Origin of the sequence: Rhodococcus sp. C3V (assembly GCF_029269915.1) — a bacterium.
In the GTDB taxonomy this organism is placed as follows: domain Bacteria; phylum Actinomycetota; class Actinomycetes; order Mycobacteriales; family Mycobacteriaceae; genus Rhodococcus_F; species Rhodococcus_F qingshengii.
Genome location: NZ_JARJBE010000006.1, coordinates 160,514 through 187,194, shown reverse-complemented (window position 1 = coordinate 187,194; position 26,681 = coordinate 160,514). Strand labels below are relative to the sequence as shown.

The window sequence follows — 26,681 nt, the reverse complement described above, 5'->3', positions numbered from 1 at the left end:
CATGATGTGTAGGACATGAACGCCACTACTGCACTGGTTTTCGGACTGCTTGCCTTGTTGCTGGCCGGTCCGGTTCCCGCACTCCTGAGCCGCTCCACGTGGCCTTACCGCGCTCCACGCGCGGCGTTGGTTCTGTGGCAAGCCGTCGCAATTGCTGCGGTGCTGTCGGCATTCAGCTCGGGCCTGGCCATTGCCAGCCAGCTGCTCGTTCCCGGCACTGACGGTAGGCCGACGACGGCCCCGACCGCCGAAATCGATGCACTCGGGCTCCCGCTGTGGATTCTGTACGTGGTTGTTTTTGCCCTGACGCTTCTGATCGGCGCGAAGCTGATCTTCTCGATCATCCAGGTCGCTGTGAGAACCCGACGTCGCCGTGCACGTCACCGCGTGTTGGTGGACCTTCTCGACGACTGCGCCATGCCCGCGTCGGTGGAACGCACACCCGATCTGCGGGTACTGGACGTCGACGAACCGATCGCATACTGCCTGCCAGGTCTGCGTCAACGCGTGGTTCTCAGTCAAGGCACTCTGCAGAACCTCGATCATGCCGAGGTCAAAGCCATCCTGACGCACGAGCGTTCCCACCTGCGAGCTCGTCACGATCTGGTCCTCGAGGCTTTCACTGCCGTCAACCACGCGTTCCCCCGTTTCGTTCGTAGCAAGTCGGCCCTGGGATCGGTGCAGCTACTGGTGGAGTTGCTCGCCGACGATTCAGCCGTGCGGGCTACCGGTCCCACTCCCCTCGCGCGGGCGCTTGTCGCGTGTGCCGGATCGACGGCACCCCGCGGGGCAATGGCAGCGGGCGGGCCGTCGACGCTCATCCGAGTGCAACGCCTCTCGGCCGACGACGCAGATCCCCGCATCGCAGTTTTTGCGTATCTCGGGGCGGTCGCGATTCTCGTTGTTCCCACGGTTGCGGTGGCTGTGCCCTGGCTCACCGAACTTCGACTGCTTTTCAACGCATACTGAGTCTTGACCTGCGTAACCCCGTGTAGTAGTGCAGGTCACAGGCGGGGCTACCTGACTTCGGTGTCCCCGGTGGCGTAGAGTGGATCACGGCCACCATCGTGGTCCGTCAACATATAACGGCACACAGCCCAATTCCCCGCAGTATGCGTTCGGATTGCCAGGTGACATGTGCCCTGGCTCGTCCCTTTGCGAACTGTGTCGTGTATTTCAGCATGGCTTCTTCCGCTCCGCGACGTGCCCGTAGTCCGGAGAGGTTTCCGCGTGACCAACGCTGTCCAAATGTCGTCTTCCGAGAACATCGAAGACCCCACCGTCAACACCCCCGCTGCCGAAGAAGCAGTCGCCACCGAGCCGGGTATCACCTTCGCCGAGATCGGCCTGCCCGAGCAGCTTGTTGCCGCATTGGCGCGCAACTCCATCACCGTCCCGTCCCCCATCCAGGCGCAGTCCATCCCGGACGCGCTCGCCGGAACCAACGTTCTCGGCCGCGCACAGACCGGATCGGGCAAGACCCTCGCCTTCGGCCTGCCGATGCTGACCCGCCTCTCACGCCACGAAGATCGCCCGGCCGCCAAGCGTCCCCGCGCACTCGTGCTCGTCCCCACCCGTGAGCTTGCTTTCCAGGTGGTCGACTCCCTCAACTCCTACGCCGGCGCACTCGGACTCACGGTTCGTCCCGCTGTCGGTGGAACGCCGTTCGCCAAGCAGGTCGATCAGCTCCGACGCGGCGTAGACGTCCTCGTCGCAACGCCGGGTCGTCTCGGCGACCACCTGCGTCAGGGCACCTGCATCCTCGACTCGGTGGAAATCACCGCACTCGACGAAGCCGATCAGATGGCAGACATGGGCTTCCTGCCCGAGGTTCGCTCGATCCTCGGTGAGACCCCCGCAGACGGACAGCGTCTGCTGTTCTCGGCAACCCTCGACCGTGAGGTCCAGTCGCTGGTTCGTCAGTTCCTGGCCAACCACGTCACCCACTCCACCGAAGACGGCCGCGCAAGCGTCGACACGATGGAGCACTACGTTCTCCTCGTCGATCGTGGACAGAAGGATTCCGTTCTCGCCGAGATCGGTGCCCGCGACGGACGCACCATCATGTTCGCCCGCACCAAGCTCGGTTGCGAGGGAATCACCGACCGCCTCCGCGCAGTCGGCATCGCTGCCGAGTCGCTTCACGGCGGCAAGGCACAGAACCAGCGCACCCGCGTCCTCGAGCGTTTCAAGAACGGCCGCACCCCGGTCCTCGTCGCAACGGACGTCGCAGCACGCGGCATCCACGTCGACGGCATCGACCTCGTCGTTCACGTCGATCCCCCGGCCGACCACAAGGACTACCTGCACCGTGCTGGTCGTACCGCTCGCGCCGGCGAGAAGGGCACCGTTGTCGCCATCGTGCTGCCGAACCAGAAGCGTCAGTTCAAGCGTCTGACCGGTATGGCCGGCGTCAATGCCGCAGCCGTTGCCGTCACCCCGGGTTCTGCTGAACTTGCTCGCATCACCGGCGCCAAGAAGCCGACCGGAGAACCGTTGCGCGAGAGCTCTTCTCGTGGCGAGCGTTCCTTCGGTGATCGTGGTGGAAGCCGCGGCGGATACCAGGGCAACCGCTCGTCCGGTGGATACCAAGGCAACCGTTCTTCGGGTGGCTACCAGGGCAACCGCGACGGCGAGAGCCGCGGCGGATACCAGGGTGATCGCTCCAGCGGTGGTTACCAGGGCAACCGCGACAGCCGCCCCTCGACCGGATACCAAGGAAACCGCTCTTCGGGTGGCTACCAGGGAAGCCGCGACGGCGAGAGCCGCGGCGGATACCAGGGCAACCGCTCTTCCGGTGGATACCAGGGTGATCGCTCCAGCGGTGGTTACCAGGGCAACCGTGACAGCCGTCCGTCCTACGGAGACCGCGACAGCCGCCCCTCGACCGGATACCAAGGAAACCGCTCTTCGGGTGGTGGATACCAGGGCAACCGTGACGGCGAGAGCCGCGGCGGATACCAGGGCAACCGCTCTTCCGGTGGTGGATACCAGGGCAACCGTGACAACAACCGCTCGTACGGCGATCGCGACAGCCGCCCCTCGACCGGATACCAGGGCAACCGCTCCTCCGGTGGATACCAGGGAAACCGCGAAGGCGGCGACAACCGTGCAGCCTCGACCAGCGGTGGCGGCTTCCGCAGCCGTACCGACCGTCGTAGCTATGACGGATTCGACGGCCCGAAGCGCGATCAGCGGTAATACCTGCGCTGAGCTGCGGCTCGACAACTGAACACTGAGAACCTTCCGGCTGTGCCGGAAGCTGTATCGAGACGGATGCAGGTCACTGCAATTAAAGTGATCTGCATCCGTGTTTTGTATGCACGGTCTGATGTTCACGCGCGTCGCGGCCGCACCGTTTTCGGCTGCGCACAGCGCAGGATTTCACAGCCGCGGACCGAGAGGGAAAGCTGTAAGCATGTCAACCACTAGCACCGAATCACCCCGAGCTCAGATCGGCGTCACCGGCCTGGCCGTCATGGGTTCGAATATTGCCCGCAATTTCGCCCGCCACGGTCACACCGTTGCCCTGCACAACCGCAGCATCGCGAAGACCGATGCCCTGATCGCCGAGCATGGTTCCGAGGGCGATTTCGTGCGCACCGAGACCGTCGAGGAGTTTGTTGCCGCACTTCAGAAGCCGCGACGCGTCCTGATCATGGTCAAGGCCGGCGCCCCGACCGATGCTGTCATCGAAGAGCTCGCAAACGCCATGGAGCCCGGCGACATCATCATCGACGGTGGCAACTCGCTCTACACCGACACGATCCGTCGTGAAGCGGCGATCCGCGCCCGCGGACTGCACTTCGTCGGTGCCGGTATCTCCGGTGGCGAAGAAGGCGCACTCAACGGTCCGTCGATCATGCCGGGCGGCCCGAAGGAGTCCTACGAGGCTCTCGGCCCGCTTCTCGAGTCCATCTCCGCTCACGTCGACGGCACCCCGTGCTGCACGCACATCGGCCCCGACGGCAGCGGTCACTTCGTCAAGATGGTGCACAACGGCATCGAGTACGCCGACATGCAGCTCATCGGCGAGGCGTACAACCTCTTCCGCGACGCTCTGGGCTACGACGCCGGTCAGGTTGCCGACGTCTTCACCGAGTGGAACAAGGGCACCCTCGAGTCCTACCTGATCGAGATCACCGCCGAGGTGCTCCGCCAGGTCGACGCCGAGACGGGCAAGCCTTTGGTCGACGTCATCGTCGACGCTGCCGAGCAGAAGGGCACGGGCCGCTGGACGGTCAAGTCCGCTCTGGATCTGGGCGTGCCGGTCACCGGTATCGCCGAAGCCGTGTTTGCTCGCGCACTGTCCGGTAGCCGCAATCAGCGCGCTGCAGCTCAGGCGCAGGGTCTGGCTGCCGGCTCTCTCGGCGACAAGCCTGCTGACGCCGAGCAGTTCGCCGCCGACATCCAGGCCGCGCTGTACGCGTCGAAGATCGTGGCGTACGCGCAGGGCTTCGATCAGATCGCTGCCGGCAGCGCCGAGTACGACTGGAACCTCAAGCCTGCCGACCTGGCGACGATCTGGCGCGGTGGCTGCATCATCCGTGCGCAGTTCCTCAACCGCATCAAGGACGCGTTCGACGCCGATCCGAGCCTGCCGAGCTTGATCCTGGCGCCGTACTTCCGCGAGGCCATCGAGGCAGGCATCGACAGCTGGCGCCGCGTGGTCGCCACCGCGACGATGCTCGGCATTCCGGTACCTGCGTTCGCGTCCTCGCTGTCGTACTACGACGGTCTCCGCGCGGAGCGTCTGCCGGCCGCCCTGACTCAGGGTCAGCGCGACTTCTTCGGCGCGCACACCTACGAGCGCATCGACAAGCCGGGCAAGTTCCACACACTGTGGAGCGGTGACCGCAGCGAAATCGAGGCCTGATTCACAGCGGGTATCGGTAGATGCGGTCATCTGCGTCTACCGATACCCGGTAGCCTGGACAAATGCAGGAATCGACGATCGACTCGCCCACCTCGACCGAAGGGCGTTCGTTCGTCGACCTCGGAATCCCCGCCGTGATGGTGCACGCGTTGCGCCGAAGCGGCATCGATGCCCCCTTCCCCATTCAGTCGGCCACCATCCCCGATGTTCTTGCCGGTCGGGATGTACTCGGGCGCGGTGCGACGGGTTCCGGAAAGACTCTGGCCTTCGGGCTTCCGATGCTGGTGCGCCTCAAGGGTGGGGCGAGCAAGCGGAATCGTCCGCGCGGTTTGGTGCTCGCTCCCACCCGTGAGCTGGCGATCCAGATCCACAAGGCACTCGACGACGCCGCTACCGAGATCGGTTTGCGTGTGGCAAATGCGGTCGGGGGCGTTCCGATCAAGCGTCAGGCCGACATCCTTGCCCGCGGCGTCGATCTGCTGATCGCGACCCCCGGGCGCCTACTCGACCTACTCGACCAGAAGTCGGTGATTCTCGACGACGTCGTGATCACGACCATCGACGAAGCCGACCACATGGCAGACATGGGTTTCATCGACGAGGTTGCGAAGATTCTCGACACGACTCCGAAAGACGGTCAGCGTCTACTCTTTTCGGCGACACTCGACGGCAAGGTCGACGATCTGGTCGCGGGTTACCTGCGCAATCCGGCGTCGCACTCGACTGCTCCCCCGGTTGCGACCGTCTCGACCATGGAGCATCACCTACTTTTCGTCGACCGCGACGACAAGAGATCCGTTGTCGCACATATCGCTTCGCGCGCGGGGCGGACCATCATGTTCGTCAAGACCAAGCACGGTGTGGATCGTCTTGCGCAGCAACTGCATTTGATCGGCGTCTCGGCCGGGGCTCTGCACGGCGGCAAGACGCAGAACAATCGGACCAAGACCCTCGCGTCGTTCTCCGACGGGACAACACCGGTCCTGGTCGCCACCGATGTCGCCGCGCGCGGAATCCATGTCGACGACGTGACGCTCGTCGTTCACGTCGATCCCCCGGCCGAGGCGAAGGACTACCTGCACCGGGCCGGCCGGACGGCACGCGCCGGGGAATCAGGCGTCGTCGTCACCATCGTCACCGACGAAGAACGTGATTCGGTCGAGAAGTTGACCAAGCAGGCAGGCATCAAGGTTCACGGTGTGCGGGTTCGTCCTGACGATCTTGAACTCACGCGCATCACCGGTGCGATGGAGCCGACGGGAATTCCGGTCGAGGCTCCCGATACGACGGTTGCCGTCAAGCACACCGCCAAGCGTGGCCGTCAGGAACACGACACTGCAGGCCGGACCGCTGCCGGAGGCCGGATGAAGAAGGACGGCGACAAGCGCGCCGCCTCCTCGCGGCGCGTCACCGATCCGAAGAGTGTGAAGAAGATCCGTGCGGACGGCACTCCGGTCCCGACCCGTTCGGAGCGTCTGGCGTCCAAGGGCTTGACCCCGCGTCGCGGCGCACCCGGCGCAGGAAAGCCGTCTGCCGGAAATCGGGCGGGCAAGCGCGCACACTGAGGGAATGGGTGATCTTCCACTGATCTCGGTTCTCTGCGCACTTCTCGCTGCACTGCTCTTCGCGTGCGCTTCGGTCGCTCAGCAACGGGCGGCGTCCGCGGTTCCCGAGGGCGAGGCGTTGGTGGCGTCGTTGATTCGTAGTCCTCGGTGGTGGGCCGGGCTGATCGGTGACGGCGGCGGGTATGTCATGCAGGCCGTTGCACTGTCGTTGGGTTCGGTGTTGGTGGTGCAGCCGCTGATCGTGACCTCGTTGCTGTTCGCGCTGCCTCTCTCGGCCAAATTCTCGGGAATCCGCATCACCCGTTCCGCGTGGTCACTGGCGATCATGCTCGCGATTTCCTTGGCGATCTTCCTCGTCGTCGGCGATCCCACCGAGGGAGACAGCAATGCTCCATGGTCGGATTGGGCTGTGCCCCTGACGATTACGGTCGCAGTGGCCGTGGCCGCAACTGTCGGCGGCTTGTCCAAACTCGACGGCGGCTGGCGCGCACTGCTTCTCGGCTCTGCGGCAGGCATCTTCTACGGCGTCGCCGTCGCATTCACCAAGTACGTCACCGACCTACTCGGCCACGGCGTCGTCGGGGTGATTTCGGCATGGCAGACGTGGGCGCTGATCGCCTCGGGCGCAATCGGGGTCTACCTGCAACAGCGCGCGTTCCAGGTCGGGCCGCTGTCGGCGTCGCTACCCGCCCTGACGATCGGCGAGCCGATCGCGGCCATCTTCCTGGGGATGACAGTGCTCGACGAACGCCTCCGCGTCGACGGTCCCGGAATTGCTCTCATCGGGTGCGCCGTCGCCGTCATGATCATGACCACGATCGCCCTTTCCCGCTCACAAGCGCGCGATACCGAGGGCGCTACGGCGGAATCGACGGTAGGCTCGTGAAACGTGCAGTTCCTCGAAGGGCAACGCCCCCCATACGACCTGACCTACGACGACGTCTTCCTCGTCCCTAACCGGACCGAGGTCACCTCTCGGTTCGACGTCGATCTCAATTCTTCCGACGGATCCGGAGCGACCATTCCCGTCGTGGTCGCCAATATGACCGCAGTCGCCGGCCGCCGCATGGCGGAGACTGTCGCCCGCCGCGGCGGACTGGTCATCATTCCGCAGGACGTCCCCACCGAAGCTGTCGCCGAGACCGTGGCGTTCGTCAAGAGCCGCCACCTCGTCGCCGATACGCCGGTCACGCTGAGTCCGGACGACGCCGTCTCCGATGCGCTGGCGCTGCTTCCCAAGCGCGCTCACGGCGCGGTCGTGGTGGTCGAGGACGGTAAGCCTCTCGGTGTCGTCACCGAGGCTGCCTGCGCGGATGTCGATCGGTTCACTCGCCTACGTACCGTCGCGATCACCGACTTCGTCACGGCCCCGGTCACCGCCACACCGCGTGAGGTCTTCGAACTGCTCGAAACCAAGCACGATCCGCTGGCGGTCATCGTCAACGAAGACGGGACTCTTGCCGGCGTCCTCACTCGCACCGGCGCGATCCGTGCCGGCATCTACGACCCCGCAGTCGACGAGCGCGGCGCACTCCGGGTCGCTGCGGCGGTCGGTGTGAACGGTGACGTGGGCGCCAAGGCCAAGGCACTCGTCGACGCCGGTGCCGACGTGATCGTCGTGGACACGGCTCACGGTCACCAGCAGAGAATGATCGATGCACTGACCACCCTCAAGGCGCTCGATCTCGGCGTCCCGTTGGTCGCAGGCAACGTGGTCTCCGCACAGGGAACCCGTGATCTGATCGCCGCAGGCGCGGACATCGTCAAGGTCGGCGTCGGGCCCGGAGCCATGTGCACGACTCGCATGATGACCGGCGTCGGACGCCCGCAGTTCTCGGCCGTCGCGGAATGTGCTGCAGCGGCACGTGAGCTCGGCAAGCACGTCTGGGCCGACGGCGGCGTTCGCCACCCCCGCGACGTTGCACTCGCCCTCGCGGCGGGCGCGTCGAACGTCATGATCGGCTCGTGGTTCGCCGGCACATACGAGTCCCCCGGCGATCTCAAAGTCGATCAGGCGGGCAACGCGTACAAGGAGAGCTTCGGTATGGCCTCCAAGCGCGCTGTTGCCGCTCGCACAGCCACCGAAACGGCTTTCGATCGCGCCCGTAAGGGATTGTTCGAGGAAGGCATCTCCAGTTCGCGGATGCGTCTCGATCCCGAGCGCCCCGGAGTCGAGGACCTGATCGATCAGATCTGTTCCGGCGTGCGCAGTACCTGCACGTACGCGGGTGCGCGCTCTCTCGAGGAGCTGCACGAGAAGGCCGTTCTGGGCGTGCAGTCCGCCGCCGGATTTGCCGAAGGACGGCCGCTTCCGTCTGGTTGGTGAACCACGTTCTGTGACTGTCGGCGGGTGCTCGGGTCCCTACTCCCGGGCACCCGCCGGTATCATTGGATCCGTAAACAGAAAACAAAACTCGGTCGGGTGCCCTTCGGCGACCCGACCGAGCCCGCTACAGCCGAGAACTACTCGGCTCTGACGAAAGGAACCCGGTGCCCGAGGCACCCACACACTTACCCGGCGCTACACCCGTCGTTTTATCCGAGGAATCTTCTGATTCCGCCGGTTCGGAGGGCTCCTCTAGCGAGCCGGGAGACAAACCCGGCGGCCCCCGTGCACATCTCAGGTGGCGATGACACATGGACATCGTTTTCACCATTCTCAGCCTGGTCGGCTTCATCGCGCTGACTGCAGGCACCGCCCTCTTCGTGGCGGCCGAATTCTCACTGACCGCGCTCGAACGCAGCACCGTCGACGAAGCTGCTCGTGGCGGCGACCGACGCTCGCGGCAGGTTCAACACGCGCACAAGACTCTTTCGTTCCAGCTCTCCGGCGCTCAGCTGGGCATCACGATCACAACCCTGATCACCGGTTACCTGGCCGAGCCGGTCCTGGCACGGTTCATCACACCGGTCACGAAGGCCGTCGGGCTCAGTGAATCCGCTGCCTCGACAACGTCTTTGATCCTGGCTCTCGTGATCGCGACCTCGTTCTCCATGATCTTCGGTGAGCTCGTACCGAAGAACCTCGCAATCTCCAAGCCGATGCCCACCGCCCGCGCGACTGCGGGCCTGCAAGCAGGGTTCTCGCTGATCTTCCGGTGGGCCATCAACGGCCTCAACGGAACCGCCAACTGGATCGTGCGACGCCTGGGCATCGAACCCGCGGAGGAATTGCGCTCCGCGCGATCACCGCAGGAACTCGGGTCCCTCGTGCGGACGTCCGCGCAGCGCGGGTCCATCGACAAGGGCACGGCGATGCTCGTCGACCGTTCACTGCAGTTCGGTGACCGCACGGCAGAAGAGCTGATGACTCCGCGAGTGAAGATCGAATCGCTGGAACTCTCGGACACCGTCGCAGACCTGATCGTGACGGCGTCGCGGACCGGCTATTCGCGCTTCCCGGTCGTTCGCGGCGATCTCGACGACACGGTCGGCGTCGTACACATCAAGCACGCGTTCACCGTTCCGGCCGAACGTCGGCGCACGACGCGCGTCGACAGTCTGGCTCAACGTGTTCCCGTCGTGCCGTCGAGCCTGGACGGAGACACCGTCATGGAGCGAATCCGCTCGGACGGTATGCAGGTTGCGCTCGTCGTCGACGAGTACGGCGGAACTGCCGGCATCGTCACGATGGAAGACCTCATCGAGGAAATCGTCGGCGATGTGCGCGACGAACACGACGAACCCGAACTCGACGTACAGCGCGTCGGCGACGGATGGTCGTGCTCCGGTCTCCTGCGCATCGACGAGGTCACTTCGGCTACCGGGTACACCGCTCCCGAAGGCGACTACGACACGCTCGGCGGCTTGGTGCTCACCGAACTGGGCCGCATCCCCGACGAGGGTGACGAGGTGGAATTGCCCGACGTCGACTCGTCCGGTGATTCGCGCGGAAAGTGGATTGCACGAGTGACCGGCATGGACGGCCGCCGTATCGACCGGGTGACCATCACGCCGGTCCCCGCTTACGTCGAACCCGAATCCGCAGACGACAGCAAGAAGGAGTCCGACGATGAATAACCTCTTCGGTGTACTCCTCACCGTCGTGCTGCTCGCCGGCAATGCATTCTTCGTCGGTGCGGAGTTCGCACTGATCTCCGCACGACGTGACCGTCTCGAAGCACTGGTCGCGCAAGGCAAGAAGCGGGCGCTCACAGTCATCAAGGCCGGTGAGAACCTCTCGCTCATGCTTGCGGCGGCTCAGCTGGGCATCACGATCTGCTCGATCCTCCTCGGTAAGGTCGCCGAGCCCGCCATTGCGCACCTCCTCGAGGTGCCGATGGAAGCCGTCGGCCTGCCCGACGGATTGCTGCACCCGATCTCGTTTGCCATCGCGCTGTCGCTCGTCGTCGTGCTGCACATCCTGCTCGGCGAGATGGTGCCCAAGAACATCGCGTTGGCCGGCCCCGAGAAGACGGCCATGCTGCTCGTTCCCGTGCATCTGGCGTTCATCAAGATCGCTCGCCCGATCATCGCGTTCTACAACCTGTGCGCGAACGGAGTGCTCAAGCTTCTGCGCGTCGAACCCAAGGACGAACTCGACGTCACGGTCTCGGCGGTGGAGTTGTCCGCGATGATCGGTGAGTCGCGATCCGAAGGTCTGATCGACGCCGAAGAACACCGGCGGTTGAAGCAGGCACTCGAATCGACCGATCGGACCGTCTCCGAGGTCCTGATCACTCTCGACAAGGTGCGGACCATTCCCCTAACACCGTCGGGAACAACACTGGGTGAGATCGAGCGTGCGGTCATCGAGACCGGATACTCGCGTTACCCGGTGCGAGCGAGCGACGGATCGCTGGCTGGGTACGTGCACCTCAAGGACGTGCTCGACGAGGTGCTCGACGAGGCCGCTGGACCGGACACCATCGTTCCGACGTCGGATATCCGGCCGCTGCCCATCGTTCCGCTCAGCACACCGCTGGCCGAAGCGTTGGCCGGCCTTCGTCGGGCCAGCTCGCACCTCGGCGCTGTCACGGACGCTGACGGAGTGGTGATCGGTATCGTCGCGCTCGAGGATCTCCTCGAGGAGTACGTCGGAACGGTCCGCGACGGCACGCACCGCGGCACGGATGCTGTTCCCGGACAAAGAAACAGCTGATCGATGACACGTTCGGTGCATTCACTCGCACTCGCGCAGAGCGAGTGGACGGCTCGGCGGGCGCTTCACCTCGAGGAGGTGGAGAAGCTCGTCGAGCCGCACCGAGCGCGTCGTAGCGCCGGTATCTCTCACCCGGTGCACGACTTCCTCTTCACGTACTACAACTTCAAACCCGCTCAACTGCGCCGGTGGCACCCCGGGTACGGAGTCGCGCTCGAGAACGCCGCCGAATACGCAGCCTTCTCCGGCTACCGCGTCGACGATTCGGGTACCGCGACGGTCGAGGCCTCAGTGCTGGAGCGTCGGCGTCACACAGTCGAATTCGTGTGGAATCTGTTGAATCAGACGTCTGCGCGGCCCGCTGTGCTGGGTTGCTTCGGCCTCCACGAATGGGCGATGGTCTATCGCGGCGGCGAGGACGCAATCCGTCACCAGTCGGTGCCGCTGCGACTCGGGTTCGCCGGTACCGACGCGGTCGTCGAATCCCTGCCACTCAAATGCACGCACTACGACGCGTTCCGGTTCTTCACACCGGACGCGGCCCCCAAGAACTCGCTCCCGCTTGCACGCGAAACTCAGATCGATCACGAACAGCCGGGCTGCCTGCACGCCGGTATGGATCTGTACAAGTGGAGCTTCAAGTTGTTGCCACTCGTCGATTCCGACCTGGTGATGCGGTGCTTCGAACACGCGCTCCTGGCCCGTGAACTCGACATGCGCGCGAGCCCATACGACCTTGCCGAGTACGGGTACTCCCCCATTCGTATCGAAACTCCCGCGGGCCGCGCCGAATACGTGCGTCAGCAACAACAGTTGGCGGATCGTGCTGCGCCGCTCCGCGATACGCTGGCAGAGAAGTGCCGGGAGCTTCTCGGCTACTGAACTGCCGAAAGGCGTCGCATGGATCACGGGTACGGGTTCTATCTCGACGAATACCAGCGTGACGTCGGGGTGCACACCGACGACCGACGCGGGCACATCGAATGCCCGGACTCGGCGGGTTTCCTTGCGGCGCACTTGCCGGTGTTCGACCTCGCTGCGGGCTCGGTAGCGGCGTTCGCCTCGGCGATTCATCGGTCAACCGGCCCGGGCGACGGGCACCGGACCCTCGATCCCGAGCGCATCGCCGCGTCCTTCTCGAGCGATCGACTGTTCCGGATCGGCGGCGAGCCGATCAACGGTTTCTCCGAGCACTCGGGGTTCTTTGCCGCCCGCGACGGTTGGGTCCGCACGCACGGCAACTATCCGCACCATCGCGACCGCCTGCTCGCCGTCCTCGAGCTCGATCATGGATCACCCAAAGATGCAGTGGCGCAACGGTTATCCGAACTCAGCGCCATCGAGATCGAGCAGCAGGCCGCCGAGATCGGAGCCATCGCGGTCCGTGTTCGTACCGAGACCGAGTGGCGCCTGAGTGAGCAGTGCGCAGCTGCGAGGTCTGCGCCTCTGGTATCCATCCGAGCACGCGACGAGGGAAAACCCCGCACGCATCCGACGCGCCCACGCGTTCTCGACCTGACCCGCGTCATCGCCGGTCCGGTCGCGACGCGTGCCCTGGCGTTGGTCGGCGCTGACGTTCTGCGGATCGATCCCCCGGCGATCCCCGAGATCGGATGGCAGCACCTCGACAGTGGACAGGGCAAGCGGTCGGCGCTTCTCGACCTGAAGTCCTCGGCGGGAGCGACAGCGTTCCGAGAACTCCTCGAAACCGCAGACGTACTGGTCACCGGCTACCGGCCGGGTGCACTCGAAGCGCTCATCGGGCAGGATCTTCCCGCCCACCTGATTCACGGGCGCGTCAGCGCATGGGGATGGGAAGGTCCGTGGGCGAATCGCCGTGGCTTCGACAGCATCGTGCAGGCCGCGTCCGGCATTTCGTTTCTCGAGGGCGGTGAGAACCCTGGTGCACTTCCGGCGCAGGCACTCGACCACTCGACCGGATACTTCTTGGCAGCGGGGATCCTCGACGCGTTGACGCTGCGCTCGCAGGACGGCGGTGGCCGCGATGTCGACGTGTCATTGGCCAGCACCGGCGCCCGTCTTCTCGACGCACCCGGCCGAACCGTCCATCCCGGTCTGCCGACCGCTCCCGGCCTGAATGTTGTTGTCGACCATGCCGACGTGACCACCGCACGACCCGCGCTGGCAGAGTTCGAGGACTACCCCGAACCGGCGCATCCGTGGGGATCGGATCGGGCGGAGTGGGCACACTGAGGGACCGGCACATTCAGGGCAAGATGGACCTGTGAAGTCACATACCTACACACTCGACCTTCAGTGGACGGGCGATCTGGGAACCGGAACGTCCAGCACGCAGGGATATTCGCGCAATCATGCAATATCCGCGGTCGGAAAGCCGGAACTTCTCGGCAGCTCCGATCCCTCGTTCCGCGGTGACGCGCAGCGATGGAACCCCGAGGAACTGCTCGTTGCCTCCCTCGCCCAGTGCCACATGCTCTGGTACCTCGGGCTGGCAGCTGCCGCTGGGGTCGTCGTTCTCGACTACAGCGATCAGCCGGTCGGCAGCATGATCGAGGAATCCGATGGCGGCGGCCAGTTCATCGAAGTGACGTTGAATCCGACGGTGTTGGTCGCGGAGGCGTCGATGGTCGAGAAGGCCCAGGAGCTTCACGGCCCCGCACACACGAAGTGCTTCATCGCTCGGTCGGTGAACTTCCCCGTCCTGCATTCCCCGACGATCCTGGTGGCCACCGATGAGTGACATGCACAAACTCATCGTCGACGTCGACACCGGTATCGACGACTCGTTGGCGCTTCTCTATCTCCTTGCCAGCCCCGAAGCCGAGATACTGGGGATTGCGAGCACCGCCGGCAACGTTCCGGTGGAACAGGTCGCGGCCAACAACTTGAACTGGCTTGCGCTCTGCGGCGCCCCGGACATCGAGGTTGCACTCGGCGCCCGCGAGCCATTGGTCATACCGTTGCGCACCACCGAGGAGACTCACGGTCCGCAAGGAATCGGCCATGCGGTCCTCCCCGATTCGGGTCGCAAGCGCTCGGTCCGAACCGCCACCGACCTCTGGGTGGATCTCGTCCGGGAGTACCCCGGACAACTCACCGGGCTGGTGACGGGGCCGCTCACCAACCTGGCCTTGGCGATCAGACGTGAACCCGATCTGCCGTCTCTGCTGAAGCGACTGGTAGTGATGGGTGGGTCGTTCAACTATCCGGGCAACACGACGCCGACCGCGGAGTGGAACGTCTCGGTCGATCCGCACGCCGCCAAGGAGGTGTTCGACGCGTTCTCCGTCGTACCCGCGCACCGGCGCCCGATCATCTGCGGCCTCAACGTCACCGAATCCATCGAGATGTTCCCCGAACATGTGCGTCGGCTCGCCGAAGCTGCCGGGAGCACCCCGGAAGAGATCATCTCGCCTGACGACGGTCCCGACGTCCGCAGTTCCGCGTCCAACAGCGTGATCAGGCATATGTCCGACGCAATCCGGTTCTACATGGAATTCCACCGTGAATACGACCAGGGATTTCTTGCTCACATGCATGATCCCTTCGCTGCTGCCGTCGCGCTCGATCCGAGCCTGGCGACGCTGAAACCGGCAACGGTAGATGTCGAAACCGAGAGTCCACTGCTGATCGGAACGACGGTCGCGGACTGGGTCGGGCACTGGCAGCGTGAGCCCAACGCGGATATCGCGGTCAGAACCGATCCGGCGGAATTCTTCGATCGACTTGTCCACCGAGTGGGAAATTACGCCCGCGTCGTGGGTTGACCGAGCCGGTCACCGGCTATGCTCGCATGGACAGAACACCAACGAACGAGAACAAAGGACCTGACGTGCAGATTTCCAGCCACGATGCCTCCCCGGCATTTGTGCTCGGATTGATGGCGTTCTGGCCCACTCGTCGTAGCGCATGCTTCGATCAGGCGTGTTGCTGAGCGGCGATTCTCGCTGCCTGCACCCCTGACTTTGTCGCTTCTTCGCTCGGAGTCTGTCTTCTCATGTTCAATCTTCTTTTGTTCACCCTTGTCGGCGTCGGCGCCCAGCTCGTCGACGGCGCCCTCGGTATGGCCTTCGGTGTCACCGCAACCACTCTGTTGATGATCGGTGGCCTCGGTCCGGCTCAGGCCAGCGCCGCTGTTCACCTGGCCGAGGTCGGCACCACCCTCGCTTCGGGTGTGTCGCATTGGAAGTTCAAGAACATCGACTGGAAGCTCGTCGCCAAGCTCGGTGTGCCCGGCGCAGTCGGTGCATTCATCGGCGCAACTGTGCTCTCGGGTCTGTCCACCGAAGCGGCAGTCCCCATCACGGCGACGATCCTGCTGGCCATCGGTATCTATGTGGCACTACGCTTTTCGGTCCGCCCACCGGCCGTCGCGGACGCTCGTACCACCCCGCACACTGCACGTTTCCTGTCCCCACTCGGCCTGTTCGGTGGTTTCATCGATGCATCCGGCGGTGGTGGTTGGGGTCCGATCACCACCAGCACGCTGCTCTCACGAGGAAAGACCGCGCCGCGCACCGTGATCGGCTCGGTCAGCGCCTCGGAGTTTCTGGTCGCGTCAGCCGCGTCGCTGGGATTCCTTGTCGGATTGGGACGTGAGTCGGCGGGAAACCTCCTCGTTGTCGCCGGTCTCGCGCTCGGCGGTGTCATCGCAGCTCCGTTCGCGGCGTGGCTGGTCAGCCGCGTACCTGCAACCTTGCTCGGAACGGCGGTGGGCGGCGTCATCGTGTTGACCAACGCACAGAAGCTGTTCAAATCCTTCGACATCACCGGGGCGGTCACAGTGGCCGGTTACCTGACCATTCTCGGCGCGTGGGCAGCGCTGCTGTTCTACGCGTGGAAGCGGTCCACGCTCACCCCGGCCGAGGCAGAAGGCGATTTCACGGGAGTCGAACTCGCTGTCGAGACCGAACTCACCGAGCCTGCAGTCAAACGCGAACGATAGCTCGTCACAGAAGAAATCCCGGGTATCCGCGCTCGGATACCCGGGATTTCGTTCTTTCCGCGCTAGTTGCTTCCGTCGAACGCGTCGAGAATTCGCCCCGCCGCCAACGCTGCCGTCAGCGAACCGTCACGCACGCTCTGCTCGACGTCGGCCCGGATCGCACGCACCCGATCGTTGCTCGAGAGCCTGCGTAGCAGCTGATCGTTGACCATCGTCCAGGTCCAATCGACCTGTTGCTTGCGACGCTTCTCCTCGAACTGTCCCGCTTCGGTGAGCACCTCACGGTGTTTGGTGACAGTTCCCCAGAACTCGTCCAGCCCGACACCTTCGAGACCGCTCATCGTGATGACGGGCGGCTTCCAGATGGCGTCGTGCGGGTAGATCAGGCGAAGCGCACCCGCCAATTCGCGGGCAGCGCCCTTTGCCTCGCGCTCATGCTTGCCATCGGCCTTGTTGACCGCCACCAGATCTGCGAGCTCGAGGACACCCTTCTTGATGCCCTGGAGCTGATCACCGGTACGAGCGAGGGTCAGGAACGTGAAGCAGTCCACCATGTTGGCAACAGTGACTTCGGACTGGCCGACACCCACCGTTTCCACCAGGATGACGTCGAAACCGGCAGCTTCGAGAAGCACGATGGTCTCGCGGGTTGCCTTGGCAACACCACCGAGCGTGCCGGACGTCGGTGACGGCCGGATGTACGCATTCGGTTCGACGGTGAGCCGAGCCATGCGTGTCTTGTCGCCGAGAATCGAGCCGCCGGTGCGGGTGGACGACGGATCGACCGCCAACACCGCAACCCGATGTCCCTTGCCCAGCAAGTACATTCCGAGCGCGTCGATGAAGGTCGACTTGCCGACGCCGGGAACGCCGGTGATGCCGATCCGGTGCGCTCCCCCGGCCTCCGGCAGCAACTTCAGTAGAAGTTGCTGCGCGAGGGCCCGGTGGTCGTCGCGGGTGGACTCGACGAGGGTGATCGCCCGAGCGAGGCCGGCACGCTGATTTCCGCGCACCGCCTCGGCGAGGGAATCAATGTCGATGGGCTGACGTGCCATCTTCAGTGACCCCCTTCTCAGCTGTTGTCGTGACCCAGTTGGGCGGAGAGCTTCTCCAACAATCCGCTGGCAGCGTCAGCGATGACGGTGCCGGGCGGGAAGATGGCAGCAGCGCCGGCCTCGTAGAGTTCGTCGAAGTCACCGGGCGGAATGACGCCGCCGACGACGATCATGATGTCGGGACGACCGGCCGCAGCCAAAGCCTCCCGCAGCGCCGGCACCAAGGTGAGGTGACCGGCGGCCAACGACGACACACCGACTACGTGGACGTCGTTGTCGGCCGCCTGATTGGCGACCTCTTCGGGGGTCTGGAACAGCGGTCCGACGTCGACGTCGAATCCGATGTCCGCGAAGGCCGTGGAGATGACCTTCTGGCCACGGTCGTGACCGTCCTGGCCCATCTTCGCGACGAGGATGCGGGGACGACGTCCCTCGTCATCGGCGAACTTCTCGACCAGTTCCATCGCCTTGCTGATGTTGCTCACCGTTCCTGCCTCGTCGCGGTACACACCACTGATGGTGCGGATCTCGGCCTGGTGGCGTCCGTACACCTTTTCGAGGGCGTCGGAAATCTCGCCGACGGTAGCCATCGCGCGGGCGGCGACGACAGCGAGGGCGAGGAGGTTGTTCTCCATGCCGCCTTCGGTGGATGCGGCAGCGCGAGTGAGGTTCGCCAGTGCGGCCTCGACGGCTTCCGGATCACGTTCCGCGCGAAGGCGAACCAACTTCTCGAGCTGTTCCTTGCGGACCTTGGAGTTCTCGACCTTGAGAACTTCGATGGTGTCGACCTCGTCGGGAACGTACTTGTTGACGCCGACGAGCGGCTGCCGACCGGAGTCGATGCGTGCCTGGGTGCGGGCGGCAGCTTCCTCGATGCGCAGCTTCGGGATGCCTTCGTTGATGGCCTGAGCCATTCCGCCGGCTTCCTCGACCTCTTCGATGTGCTTACGAGCCCGGTTGGCGAGTTCGTTGGTGAGCCACTCGACGTAGTACGAGCCACCCCACGGGTCGATGGGACGCACGGTGCCGGATTCCTGCTGCAGCAGCAACTGGGTGTTACGGGCGATGCGGGCGGAGAAGTCCGTCGGCAATGCGATCGCTTCGTCGAGTGCGTTGGTGTGCAAGGACTGAGTGTGGCCCTGGGTGGCAGCCATGGCTTCGACGCAGGTACGCGGAACGTTGTTGAAGACGTCCTGCGCGGTCAGGGACCAGCCGGAGGTCTGCGAGTGGGTACGCAGCGAGAGAGACTTCGCGCTCTTGGGATCGAACTTGGCGACAAGCTCGGCCCACAGGAGGCGTCCGGCGCGGAGCTTGGCGACCTCCATGAAGAAGTTCATGCCGATGGCCCAGAAGAAGGACAGGCGAGGTGCGAACTTGTCGATGTCCATACCGGCGTCGAGGCCGGCGCGGATGTACTCGACGCCGTCGGCGAGGGTGTACGCCAGTTCCAGATCGGCCGTCGCTCCGGCTTCCTGGATGTGGTAGCCCGAGATCGAGATGGAGTTGTACTTCGGCATTTCCGCGCTGGAGTACGCGAAGATGTCCGAGATGATCCGCATCGAGGGCTTCGGCGGATAGATGTAGGTGTTACGAACCATGAACTCTTTGAGGATGTCGTTCTGGATCGTTCCGGCCAGCTTGTCCGGAGTGACACCTTGCTCGCCTGCCGCAGCGACGTACAGCGCGAGAATCGGCAGCACGGCGCCGTTCATCGTCATCGAGACCGACACCTGCGAGAGGTCGATTCCGTCGAAGAGCTGACGCATGTCGAGGATGGAATCGATTGCGACACCGGCCATTCCGACGTCACCGGCAACGCGAGGATGATCGGAGTCGTAGCCGCGGTGTGTAGCGAGGTCGAAGGCGACCGAGAGGCCCTTCTGACCGGCCGCGAGGTTACGACGGTAGAACGCATTCGACTCCGCGGCAGTGGAGAATCCGGCGTACTGGCGAATGGTCCACGGCTGGTTCACGTACATGGTCGGGTACGGACCACGCAGGAACGGCGCTGCGCCCGGGAAGCTGTCGAGCGGGTAACCCGACTCGGCGGCGGCCGTGCGGTCCGCACCGGTGTACACCGGCTTGACGTCGATGCCTTCCGGGGTGGACCAGACAACCTGCTCGGCGGCGTAGGTATTGGCGTTGGCGCCCTCTTCGATGAGCGCCTGGGCCTGCTCGACCGACGGCGGTGTGGGTGCCGGAGACTGCGGGTCCTCGAGTGGGACCTCGGCGAAACTGCCGATCACGTGCTTGACCTCTCGTGTCGTCACTTGGAGCTTCCCGTCTCGATGAAGTCGAGCAGTTCGGTCAGAGCCGACACTGCGTCGATGCGGGCGGTGAGGAATCCGTCCGGGCGAAAATCGCCGGTCGCGTCGGCGACTGCCTTCTCCGGTCCTGCGAGCAGCACCTTGGCGATGCCGGCGGCGCGAAGTTCGGCGACGGCCGCTGCGGCGCTCTCGCCGTAGCGCTTGTCCGTGCCGCACAGCACCGCGACGGTGGCACCGGAAGCCTTGACTGCAGCGGAGATGGCCTCGGCGCCCACCTCGAGCGGGCCGGGGTTGACTGCGTCGATACCACCCGAAGCGAGCAGGTTGGACGCAAACGTGGTGCGCACGTTGTGTTCTGCAACCGAGCCCAGCGGCGCGAGAAGCGCAGTGGGACGGGCGCCGCCGGCGGCGAGGAACGCGTCCGAACGGTCACGAAGCGCTTCGAATGCAGCTGCGTAGCGGGCGACGGACTGGCCGGGCTCGACGGCTTCGGCGGACAGCGGCGTTTCGCCGAGGTTCGGGAACTCGTTGACACCGGTGACCGTGGTCTTGCGGTGTGCGATGTCGGAGTCGCGCTTGGCCTTGGTAGCGGCGATGCGACCGGAGACGATTCCCGCTTCGAGTGCCGCCAGATATCCTCCGGCTGCTTCGATTTCCTGGAAGAACTCCCACGCGGTGGCGGCAATCTGCTGTGTCAGGTCCTCGACGTACCAAGACCCGGCCGACGGATCGAGGACACGGCCCAGGTGCGACTCCTCGAGCAGGAGCAGCTGTGTGTTGCGCGCGATGCGCGAGGCGAAGGACTTGCTGACGCCGAGGGTGCCGTCGGCCAGTGCGACGTCGAACGGAAGAACTGTCACTGCATCTGCTCCGCCGACGCCGGCGCCGAATGCGGCGAGGGTCGTGCGCAGCATGTTCACCCAGGGATCACGCTGAGCCATCATCGCGGCGGAGGTGACTGCGTGCTGCGGCGCTCCACCGAAATCGGAAGCTCCGCAGACCTGGGCGATGCGTGCCCATACGAGACGTGCGGCGCGGAACTTCGCGATGGTCTGGAACTGATCGTCGGTTGCCGCGTAGCGGAAAGCCAACTGCGACAACGCAGCACCGATGGTCAGGCCGCTCTGGGCGGTGAGTGCACGGAGGTACTCGAGGCCGGCGGCGATTGCGGCTCCGAGTTCTTCGGCATCCCCGGCACCCGCGTTGTGAAAGGCCGTGCCGTCCACGGTGATCGCGTGCACGGTTTCCGCACGAGCTGCGGCGAGGGCGGCCAACTCGACTGCGCCTGCAAGTTCGACGTCGGCTGCGCCGGAGAACGAACTGGTCAGCGGCGCTGCACCGAGGTGAACTCGGATACTGCTGCGATCGCTGACACCGTCGCCGGCTTCGCCGCGAGCATCGAGGAGAGAGAAGAGTGCTCGGGCTGCATCGTTTGTCGCTGCGCCTGCATCGAGCGTGAGCGGTGCGAGGTCGAGAAGCACGCCCTCGAGCGCAGCGGCGAGGTCGGTGACCGGAACGCCGTCGGCGCCCACCTTCAACCAGAGTGCGCTGACTCCGTTTTCGAGGGCGTCCAGGATGGCGCGATTGGTCTCGGCCGCCGAGGCGGTTCCGAAAGCAGCGGAAACCAACCAACCGGCATTGACATCACGGTGAGCGTCGACGCCACGCACGTACGGAAACGTGCCCGGCAAGCTCTGCTCGGGACGCTCGTCGCGTGGGCTGTAGAGCGGTGCGACAGTGACACCGTCGTAGGTGACGGTTTCGAGCAGTTTCTGTGGCTCGGGGCCCAGTTCTGCCGCGTCGACTCTGCGGGACTTGGCGAGCACACCGGCTACGGAGCGCTGCCACTCCGCGTACGCCTGCTCGACAGCCTCGGCTTCTGAAGCTAATGACACTGTGTCCGCTCCCTCTCATTTTTTGCGTGAGCGCTTTACCGATAATCGGATTTGTTCGTTAGTTCTGTGATGCTAACCCGCGGTTGAGCCCAGATATCGTGAGGATCACGTCATGTTCTTCACAGGGCTGTTCGTGGCCACTTTCCGACCGGCCGGGCGACGTGCGGATTCGGTCGTTCGTGCACGTGTAACCGGCCCTTACCTAGCGATTGTTCAGCATGTTTGCGGGTTACCCGCGAGTTCGTTTCACTGGCCGGGACTGCAGGTGAAGGCCGCTCCGAAAGCCTAGTGGTTTTCGTCACAGCGCCGTTTCATTGTCGCCTGGAGCACGTCGCTTTGCTGCCCCCGTGGCGATGTTCGACTCGCGATTGCGGGTCGGCAGTCGGCCTGGTTCACCGTTCGCAGGTAGCCTTGTGACCTGTGATGGGACGCCTGCTGGACCGAAGATTGATCGCAATAGTCCTGGTAGTGCTCGCTTTGTTCCTCGCAGCCCTCCTCGCCCCACATCCCACGGTGTCTCAGGTACGCGAGTGGGCGGACTCGGTTGGCCCGGCGTTTCCCCTCGTGTTCTTCCTGGTTCATTCGATAGTCACCGTCGCGCCGTTCCCGCGCACCGTCTTCACGCTCAGCGCTGGGGTTCTCTTCGGCTCGGCAACCGGCATCGCCCTTACTGTGGCGGCAACGACTGTGAGCGCCGTTCTGGCCCTCTACCTTGTCCGCGCGATCGGCCGCGACGTCGTGTGGCAACGGATTTCGAGTCCGACGATCCGGCGGGTGGACGAGCGGATCGAAAAGCGGGGGTGGCTGGCCGTCGGGTCTCTGCGCTTGATCGCGTTCGTCCCGTTCTCGGTGGTGAACTACTGCTGCGGCATTTCGTCGATCCGGATCGTGCCCTACATCCTTGCCACCGTCGTCGGCATCTTGCCCGGCACTGTTGGGATTGTCGTTCTGGGCGATGCGCTCTCCGGCGAAGCCGATCCTCGTCTCCTGATTCTGTCCGGGATCTGCATTGCTATCGGCATCGCCGGTCTGGTGTTCGACGCTCGCCGTCAGCCTTCACCGGGCGAAACCATCGTTGACAACGGTCAATCTCAAGAGGTTGATTTGATTTAGTCAACCCAAAACGATTGACTATTGAAAGTCAACTATCTAGCATTGACTAATGTTCGTACTGACAGTGGATCAGCGAGGTAGCCGACGCGATGTCGACCGCGTCGGGGACATCATCGACGACATGGCCGATCGCAGGCTCCTGCGGCCGTTCGAGCGCACAGCGGGCGACGAGATTCAAGCGGTGACCGACGATCCGGCGCTACTCGTCCTCGTCGCACTCGAGCTGATTCGGCGCGAGCACTGGAGTGTCGGGATCGGGATCGGTCCCGTCGAGCAGCCTCTCCCACGGCAGACCCGGGCCGGACGCGGACCGGCATTCGAAGCTGCTCGGATCGCCGTCGAGCGAGCCAAGCGAGCTCCGGCCAGAATTGCCGTCGAACAGGCGCCGGCGGATAGCTCACGCGACGAACTCGCCGCAGATGTCGATGCCGCGTTCACCTTGCTCGGAACGATCGTTACGAGACAGACGAAGGACGGACGCGAAGCCATCGCCCTGATGGACAGCGGACTCACTCAGGTCAGCGCGGCGGCCCACCTCGGAATCACCAAACAGGCCATGTCCAAGCGACTCCTGACAGCCGGGTGGCACGCAGAACTCGCCGGGCGCAGACTCGCAGAACGACTTTTGGTCAGACTCCAGCCCTAGACTGCTCACGCTCGCACCGGTACAAACTCGTCGACACAGCAGGGGGCTCGAATACATGGTCGTTCTGGCGTTGATCGCGCTCGCCGTCGCCGCCGCGGCACCAGCAGTTGCAGCGGCACTGGGACCGCTCAGTCGTGGTCGACTGGAAGTCCCCGAATGGGCGTCGTCCGTGGTGGCTCTTCCGGCGCTGGGTGTTGCCGCACTGGCATCGACCCGAACGACCCCGGTCACCGGTTTCGCTCTCGGGGCGACGCTTGTCCTGTGCGTACTTGCCGCCGCCACGGCCGGTGCACCGTTGGTACTTGCCACCTTCAAGATCGCTCGTCGCCAACCGGACGGGAGCCCGGCACCGGACGCCGGACCTCTTCGCGGCGGACGTGTGATCGGCATCCTCGAACGGCTCGCGGTGGCGGCGTCGATTCTTGCAACCTGGCCGGAGGGGATCGCGATCGTCTTGGCAGTCAAGGGGCTCGCACGGTACCCGGAACTTCGTGAACCGCACGCGTCCGAGCAGTTCATCATGGGAACCTTCGTCAGTGTCCTCTGGGCGATCGCCGTATGCGGAACGGGACGGGCACTCATCACGTAGGTGATGAGTGCCCGACCCGATCAACGTTCGCTACGAGAGGCGCCTACCGGCGCTGGCCGCCCTCCGGCGGCTGATCCTGGTAGGGGTACTTCTGCTGGAATTCTTCGCGTTCGGACGGCAGCGGTAGCTGACCGGGCCAAGGATTTTCACTCTGCGGCGGCAGCGCGGGATCTACGAATCCGGGCTGCTCGGGCGCACTCTCACGGAGGTGCCTGACCGCAGCTGCCGGATCTTCGACGGGAGTACGTGCAGCAACTTCAGCAGCACGGACTGCTTCTGCGATAGCCGGATCGGATTTGGTCTCGAACCACTCCGCCACCTCGGCTGAATCGTCCTCAGGATTGGGAAGATTCTCTTCGGCGGCCGGCGGCTCGTACCGGAAAACGCCATCCTGCCCTTGCGCGCCAAGCGTTTTGGCAAATCCCTTCAGCGCGTCACCGAAGTCGCTGGGTACGAGCCACACCTTGTTCGCATCGCCTTGCGCCATCTGCGGCAACGTCTGAAGATACTGGTATGCAAGCAATTCCGGAGTCGGCTTACCGGACTTGATGGCAGCAAAAACCTTCTCGATGGCCTTGGCCTCGCCTTGAGCCTGCAAGTACTTGGCCGCGCGGTCACCTTGAGCACGAAGGATCTGGGACTGACGCTCACCCTCGGCGTTCAGGATCGAGGCCTGCTTGTTTCCCTCGGCAGAAAGAATCTGGCTCTGCTTGGCACCCTCGGCGGTCTTGATAGCGGATTCGCGGTGACCTTCAGCCGTCAGAATCATCGCGCGCTTCTCGCGGTCCGCCTTCATCTGCTTTTCCATCGACTCCTGGATCGAGGGCGGCGGATCGATGCTCTTGAGCTCGACGCGGGCCACTCGCAGGCCCCAGCGACCGGTCGCCTCGTCGAGGACACCACGAAGCTGACCGTTGATGGAATCACGCGAGGTCAGCGTCTCTTCGAGGGTCATTCCGCCGACGACGTTTCGCAGCGTCGTGGTTGTCAACTGCTCGACGGCAGCGATGTAGTTGCTGATCTCGTACACCGCAGCTTGCGGATTGGTGACCTGGAAGTACACCACCGTGTCGATGGACAGTGTCAGGTTGTCCTGGGTGATCACCGGTTGCGGTGGGAAGGAGACCACCCGCTCACGAAGATCCACCTTGGCGCGCACACGATCGGCGAACGGGATCAAGAACGTGAGCTGCCCGGACACCGTCTTCGAATACCTACCGAGCCGCTCGATCACCGCGGCTTCTGCCTGCGGTACCAGTGCTACCGACTTCGCGACCACCAAGATCACGAATAGCACCAACACACCGAGCACTATGAGTGCTGCCATTAAGGTCCCCTCCAGACGACTGCTGTTGCGCCGTTGATTTCCATCACCGTCACCTTGGTGCCCGGCGGGTACACCTCGGTAGTGTCGTACGGCCTGGCAGTCCACACCTCGCCGTCCAACTTGACCTGCCCGGAATGCTCGCCCACTTCTTCCAGAACCAGAGCGTGCTTACCTTCGAGTGCCTGTATTCCGGTCGGGGTCGGCGGCGGACTACCGAAGCGACGCAACATGATCGGTCGCACGCCCAGGACGAGGGCGGCGGAGAACACTCCGAACATGACGGCGTCGACCCACACCGGGAAGTCGGTGACAGCACTGACACCGGCAGTAGCGAGCGCCCCACCGGCGAGCATCAGCAGGAAGAAATCCCCCACCAGCGCTTCGGCCCCGGCGAGCACCAGTGCTCCGATCAGCCAAATAAGTGCAGCCACAACACCATCTAACCAGAATGTGTGACCCAGGCCGCCGCTACGTCAGTTCGGCTCGGTAACGAAATCGACAAGTTGTTCGACTGCACCGATCAAAGGAGCTTCCAGATCGCGGAAGCTCTCGACCGAGTTGTAGACCCGCCGCCAGCCCTCCTGAGGTGTCCCCCAGCCCAGTTCGCGGCAGATTCCCGTCTTCCAATCCTCGCCGCGTGGAATCTTCGGCCAGGAGGCGATTCCGACAGATTTGGGACGAACGGCCTCCCACACGTCGATGTACGGATGTCCGGTCACCAACACGTTCGGGCCGAGGCCCTGAGTCAGTTGGGTTTCCTTGGAACCGGTGACCAGGTGGTCGACGAGGACACCGACACGGCGGCCGGGGCCCGGCCCGAATTCGGCAAGCCGCTCCCCCAGATTGTCGAGCCCTTCGAGATGTTCGACGACAACACCTTCGACGCGAAGGTCATGGCCCCACACCCGCTCGACGAGGGCAGCATCGTGTACTCCCTCCACCCAGATCCGGCTGGGCAGTGCCGTGCGTGCACGTAAGCCTTCGACTCGGGTCGAACCCGAAGCCGACCGTGCGGGTTTGGTGGACGCGGGCTTGGGGGCCGGGCGTACGAGGGTGACCGGTGAGCCGTCGATGAGGAAGGCCGCCTCGCGCATCGCGAACAACCGCGTCCGGGAGCGCCCGTCCTCGAGTCGCACGAAATCGCCGTCGTACGTGCGCTCGAAACCGACTACCGCACCGCAGAATCCCGTCGCCGCATCCTCGACGACAAGATCACGCTCGGCCGCCACTTCAGGCGTCACGCGCTTCTGTTTGCGGGTATGACCCGCAAAAATGTCACCGTATCCGTTGCCACCGCTCACGCCGGATCACGCTAGGTCA

At 64.3% G+C, this 26,681-nt stretch carries 22 protein-coding genes; 16 read left to right on the top strand and 6 right to left on the bottom strand.

What is annotated here, in order from left to right; genetic code table 11:
* The first annotated feature begins 15 nt into the window (after positions 1-15).
* The 13 genes from P3G66_RS17710 to P3G66_RS17650 all read left to right on the top strand — a co-directional run bounded on the left by P3G66_RS17710 (position 16) and on the right by P3G66_RS17650 (position 16,469).
* Positions 16-969, top strand: coding sequence for a M56 family metallopeptidase (locus tag P3G66_RS17710; protein WP_007730909.1), 954 nt, complete (start codon positions 16-18; stop codon positions 967-969).
* Positions 970-1,230: 261 nt separating this feature from the next.
* The gene (locus P3G66_RS17705) at positions 1,231-3,201 is read left to right on the top strand and encodes a DEAD/DEAH box helicase (RefSeq protein WP_166502289.1); all 1,971 of its coding nucleotides are present in this window, start codon (positions 1,231-1,233) and stop codon (positions 3,199-3,201) included.
* 217 nt (positions 3,202-3,418) lie between these two features.
* On the top strand, positions 3,419-4,876 hold the full coding sequence (gene gndA / locus P3G66_RS17700) for an NADP-dependent phosphogluconate dehydrogenase (protein ID WP_007730904.1): 1,458 nt from the start codon (positions 3,419-3,421) through the stop codon (positions 4,874-4,876).
* Between the two features lie 62 nt (positions 4,877-4,938).
* On the top strand, positions 4,939-6,441 hold the full coding sequence (locus P3G66_RS17695; protein ID WP_276116939.1) for a DEAD/DEAH box helicase: 1,503 nt from the start codon (positions 4,939-4,941) through the stop codon (positions 6,439-6,441).
* Positions 6,442-6,445: 4 nt separating this feature from the next.
* Complete coding sequence (locus P3G66_RS17690; RefSeq protein WP_003944968.1) at positions 6,446-7,327, top strand: DMT family transporter; 882 nt, start codon at positions 6,446-6,448, stop codon at positions 7,325-7,327.
* A 3-nt stretch (positions 7,328-7,330) separates the two neighbouring features.
* The gene (locus P3G66_RS17685) at positions 7,331-8,767 is read left to right on the top strand and encodes a GuaB1 family IMP dehydrogenase-related protein (protein ID WP_276116938.1); all 1,437 of its coding nucleotides are present in this window, start codon (positions 7,331-7,333) and stop codon (positions 8,765-8,767) included.
* 311 nt (positions 8,768-9,078) lie between these two features.
* On the top strand, positions 9,079-10,461 hold the full coding sequence (locus P3G66_RS17680; RefSeq protein ID WP_003944847.1) for a hemolysin family protein: 1,383 nt from the start codon (positions 9,079-9,081) through the stop codon (positions 10,459-10,461).
* A complete protein-coding gene (locus P3G66_RS17675) occupies positions 10,454-11,542 on the top strand; it encodes a hemolysin family protein (RefSeq protein ID WP_276116937.1) in 1,089 nt (362 codons plus the stop codon). The genes P3G66_RS17680 and P3G66_RS17675 overlap by 8 nt, the downstream gene beginning before the upstream one ends.
* A gap of 3 nt (positions 11,543-11,545) precedes the next feature.
* Complete coding sequence (locus P3G66_RS17670) at positions 11,546-12,424, top strand: hypothetical protein (RefSeq protein WP_058226736.1); 879 nt, start codon at positions 11,546-11,548, stop codon at positions 12,422-12,424.
* 18 nt (positions 12,425-12,442) lie between these two features.
* Positions 12,443-13,756, top strand: a complete 1,314-nt coding sequence (locus P3G66_RS17665) for a CoA transferase (protein ID WP_276116936.1) — start codon at positions 12,443-12,445, stop codon at positions 13,754-13,756.
* A 31-nt stretch (positions 13,757-13,787) separates the two neighbouring features.
* The gene (locus tag P3G66_RS17660) at positions 13,788-14,264 is read left to right on the top strand and encodes an OsmC family protein (protein ID WP_007727816.1); all 477 of its coding nucleotides are present in this window, start codon (positions 13,788-13,790) and stop codon (positions 14,262-14,264) included.
* Positions 14,257-15,291 carry a nucleoside hydrolase gene (locus P3G66_RS17655; RefSeq protein ID WP_003945017.1) on the top strand — a complete coding sequence of 345 codons (1,035 nt, stop codon included), beginning with the start codon at positions 14,257-14,259 and terminating at the stop codon, positions 15,289-15,291. The genes P3G66_RS17660 and P3G66_RS17655 overlap by 8 nt, the downstream gene beginning before the upstream one ends.
* A gap of 230 nt (positions 15,292-15,521) precedes the next feature.
* The gene (locus P3G66_RS17650) at positions 15,522-16,469 is read left to right on the top strand and encodes a sulfite exporter TauE/SafE family protein (RefSeq protein WP_007727818.1); all 948 of its coding nucleotides are present in this window, start codon (positions 15,522-15,524) and stop codon (positions 16,467-16,469) included.
* Between the two features lie 62 nt (positions 16,470-16,531).
* Here P3G66_RS17650 and meaB read toward each other — a convergent pair whose 3' ends face one another.
* The 3 genes from meaB to mutA are packed head-to-tail and all read right to left on the bottom strand — an operon-like array spanning position 16,532 to position 21,686.
* The gene (meaB, locus tag P3G66_RS17645; protein ID WP_003945003.1) at positions 16,532-17,524 is read right to left on the bottom strand and encodes a methylmalonyl Co-A mutase-associated GTPase MeaB; all 993 of its coding nucleotides are present in this window, start codon (positions 17,522-17,524) and stop codon (positions 16,532-16,534) included.
* Between the two features lie 17 nt (positions 17,525-17,541).
* Positions 17,542-19,794 (bottom strand): methylmalonyl-CoA mutase, encoded by a 2,253-nt coding sequence (gene scpA / locus P3G66_RS17640; RefSeq protein ID WP_276116935.1) that lies wholly within the window; start codon positions 19,792-19,794, stop codon positions 17,542-17,544.
* Positions 19,791-21,686 (bottom strand): methylmalonyl-CoA mutase small subunit, encoded by a 1,896-nt coding sequence (gene mutA, locus P3G66_RS17635; protein WP_276116934.1) that lies wholly within the window; start codon positions 21,684-21,686, stop codon positions 19,791-19,793. The genes scpA and mutA overlap by 4 nt, the downstream gene beginning before the upstream one ends.
* A 423-nt stretch (positions 21,687-22,109) precedes the next feature.
* Here mutA and P3G66_RS17630 point away from each other — a divergent pair, with 423 nt between their 5' ends.
* The 3 genes from P3G66_RS17630 to P3G66_RS17620 are packed head-to-tail and all read left to right on the top strand — an operon-like array spanning position 22,110 to position 24,034.
* A complete protein-coding gene (locus tag P3G66_RS17630; RefSeq protein ID WP_276116977.1) occupies positions 22,110-22,799 on the top strand; it encodes a TVP38/TMEM64 family protein in 690 nt (229 codons plus the stop codon).
* A 49-nt stretch (positions 22,800-22,848) separates the two neighbouring features.
* On the top strand, positions 22,849-23,445 hold the full coding sequence (locus P3G66_RS17625; protein ID WP_003944858.1) for a hypothetical protein: 597 nt from the start codon (positions 22,849-22,851) through the stop codon (positions 23,443-23,445).
* 55 nt (positions 23,446-23,500) lie between these two features.
* Positions 23,501-24,034 (top strand): hypothetical protein, encoded by a 534-nt coding sequence (locus tag P3G66_RS17620; protein WP_003944797.1) that lies wholly within the window; start codon positions 23,501-23,503, stop codon positions 24,032-24,034.
* Between the two features lie 43 nt (positions 24,035-24,077).
* Here the strand turns inward: P3G66_RS17620 and P3G66_RS17615 are convergent, their stop codons facing one another.
* The 3 genes from P3G66_RS17615 to P3G66_RS17605 are packed head-to-tail and all read right to left on the bottom strand — an operon-like array spanning position 24,078 to position 26,662.
* Positions 24,078-25,361 (bottom strand): SPFH domain-containing protein, encoded by a 1,284-nt coding sequence (locus P3G66_RS17615; RefSeq protein WP_007727837.1) that lies wholly within the window; start codon positions 25,359-25,361, stop codon positions 24,078-24,080.
* Positions 25,361-25,792: an NfeD family protein gene (locus tag P3G66_RS17610; RefSeq protein WP_003944877.1), complete on the bottom strand. Its 432-nt coding sequence runs from the start codon at positions 25,790-25,792 to the stop codon at positions 25,361-25,363. The genes P3G66_RS17615 and P3G66_RS17610 overlap by 1 nt, the downstream gene beginning before the upstream one ends.
* A 42-nt stretch (positions 25,793-25,834) precedes the next feature.
* Positions 25,835-26,662 (bottom strand): DUF3097 domain-containing protein, encoded by an 828-nt coding sequence (locus P3G66_RS17605; protein ID WP_003944813.1) that lies wholly within the window; start codon positions 26,660-26,662, stop codon positions 25,835-25,837.
* Positions 26,663-26,681: the final 19 nt, after the last annotated feature.

Bases quoted from the DNA above. Each gene is read 5' to 3' on its own strand.
- P3G66_RS17710 (WP_007730909.1), top strand. From the start codon at position 16: ATGAACGCCACTACTGCACTGGTTTTCGGACTGCTTGCCTTGTTGCTG.
- P3G66_RS17665 (WP_276116936.1), top strand. From the start codon at position 12,443: ATGGATCACGGGTACGGGTTCTATCTCGACGAATACCAGCGTGACGTC.
- gndA (WP_007730904.1), top strand. From the start codon at position 3,419: ATGTCAACCACTAGCACCGAATCACCCCGAGCTCAGATCGGCGTCACC.
- P3G66_RS17655 (WP_003945017.1), top strand. From the start codon at position 14,257: ATGAGTGACATGCACAAACTCATCGTCGACGTCGACACCGGTATCGAC.
- P3G66_RS17695 (WP_276116939.1), top strand. From the start codon at position 4,939: ATGCAGGAATCGACGATCGACTCGCCCACCTCGACCGAAGGGCGTTCG.
- P3G66_RS17615 (WP_007727837.1), bottom strand. From the start codon at position 25,361: ATGGCAGCACTCATAGTGCTCGGTGTGTTGGTGCTATTCGTGATCTTG.
- P3G66_RS17620 (WP_003944797.1), top strand. From the start codon at position 23,501: ATGGTCGTTCTGGCGTTGATCGCGCTCGCCGTCGCCGCCGCGGCACCA.
- P3G66_RS17630 (WP_276116977.1), top strand. From the start codon at position 22,110: ATGGGACGCCTGCTGGACCGAAGATTGATCGCAATAGTCCTGGTAGTG.
- meaB (WP_003945003.1), bottom strand. From the start codon at position 17,524: ATGGCACGTCAGCCCATCGACATTGATTCCCTCGCCGAGGCGGTGCGC.
- P3G66_RS17675 (WP_276116937.1), top strand. From the start codon at position 10,454: ATGAATAACCTCTTCGGTGTACTCCTCACCGTCGTGCTGCTCGCCGGC.
- P3G66_RS17650 (WP_007727818.1), top strand. From the start codon at position 15,522: ATGTTCAATCTTCTTTTGTTCACCCTTGTCGGCGTCGGCGCCCAGCTC.
- P3G66_RS17670 (WP_058226736.1), top strand. From the start codon at position 11,546: ATGACACGTTCGGTGCATTCACTCGCACTCGCGCAGAGCGAGTGGACG.
- P3G66_RS17680 (WP_003944847.1), top strand. From the start codon at position 9,079: ATGGACATCGTTTTCACCATTCTCAGCCTGGTCGGCTTCATCGCGCTG.
- P3G66_RS17625 (WP_003944858.1), top strand. From the start codon at position 22,849: ATGTTCGTACTGACAGTGGATCAGCGAGGTAGCCGACGCGATGTCGAC.
- P3G66_RS17690 (WP_003944968.1), top strand. From the start codon at position 6,446: ATGGGTGATCTTCCACTGATCTCGGTTCTCTGCGCACTTCTCGCTGCA.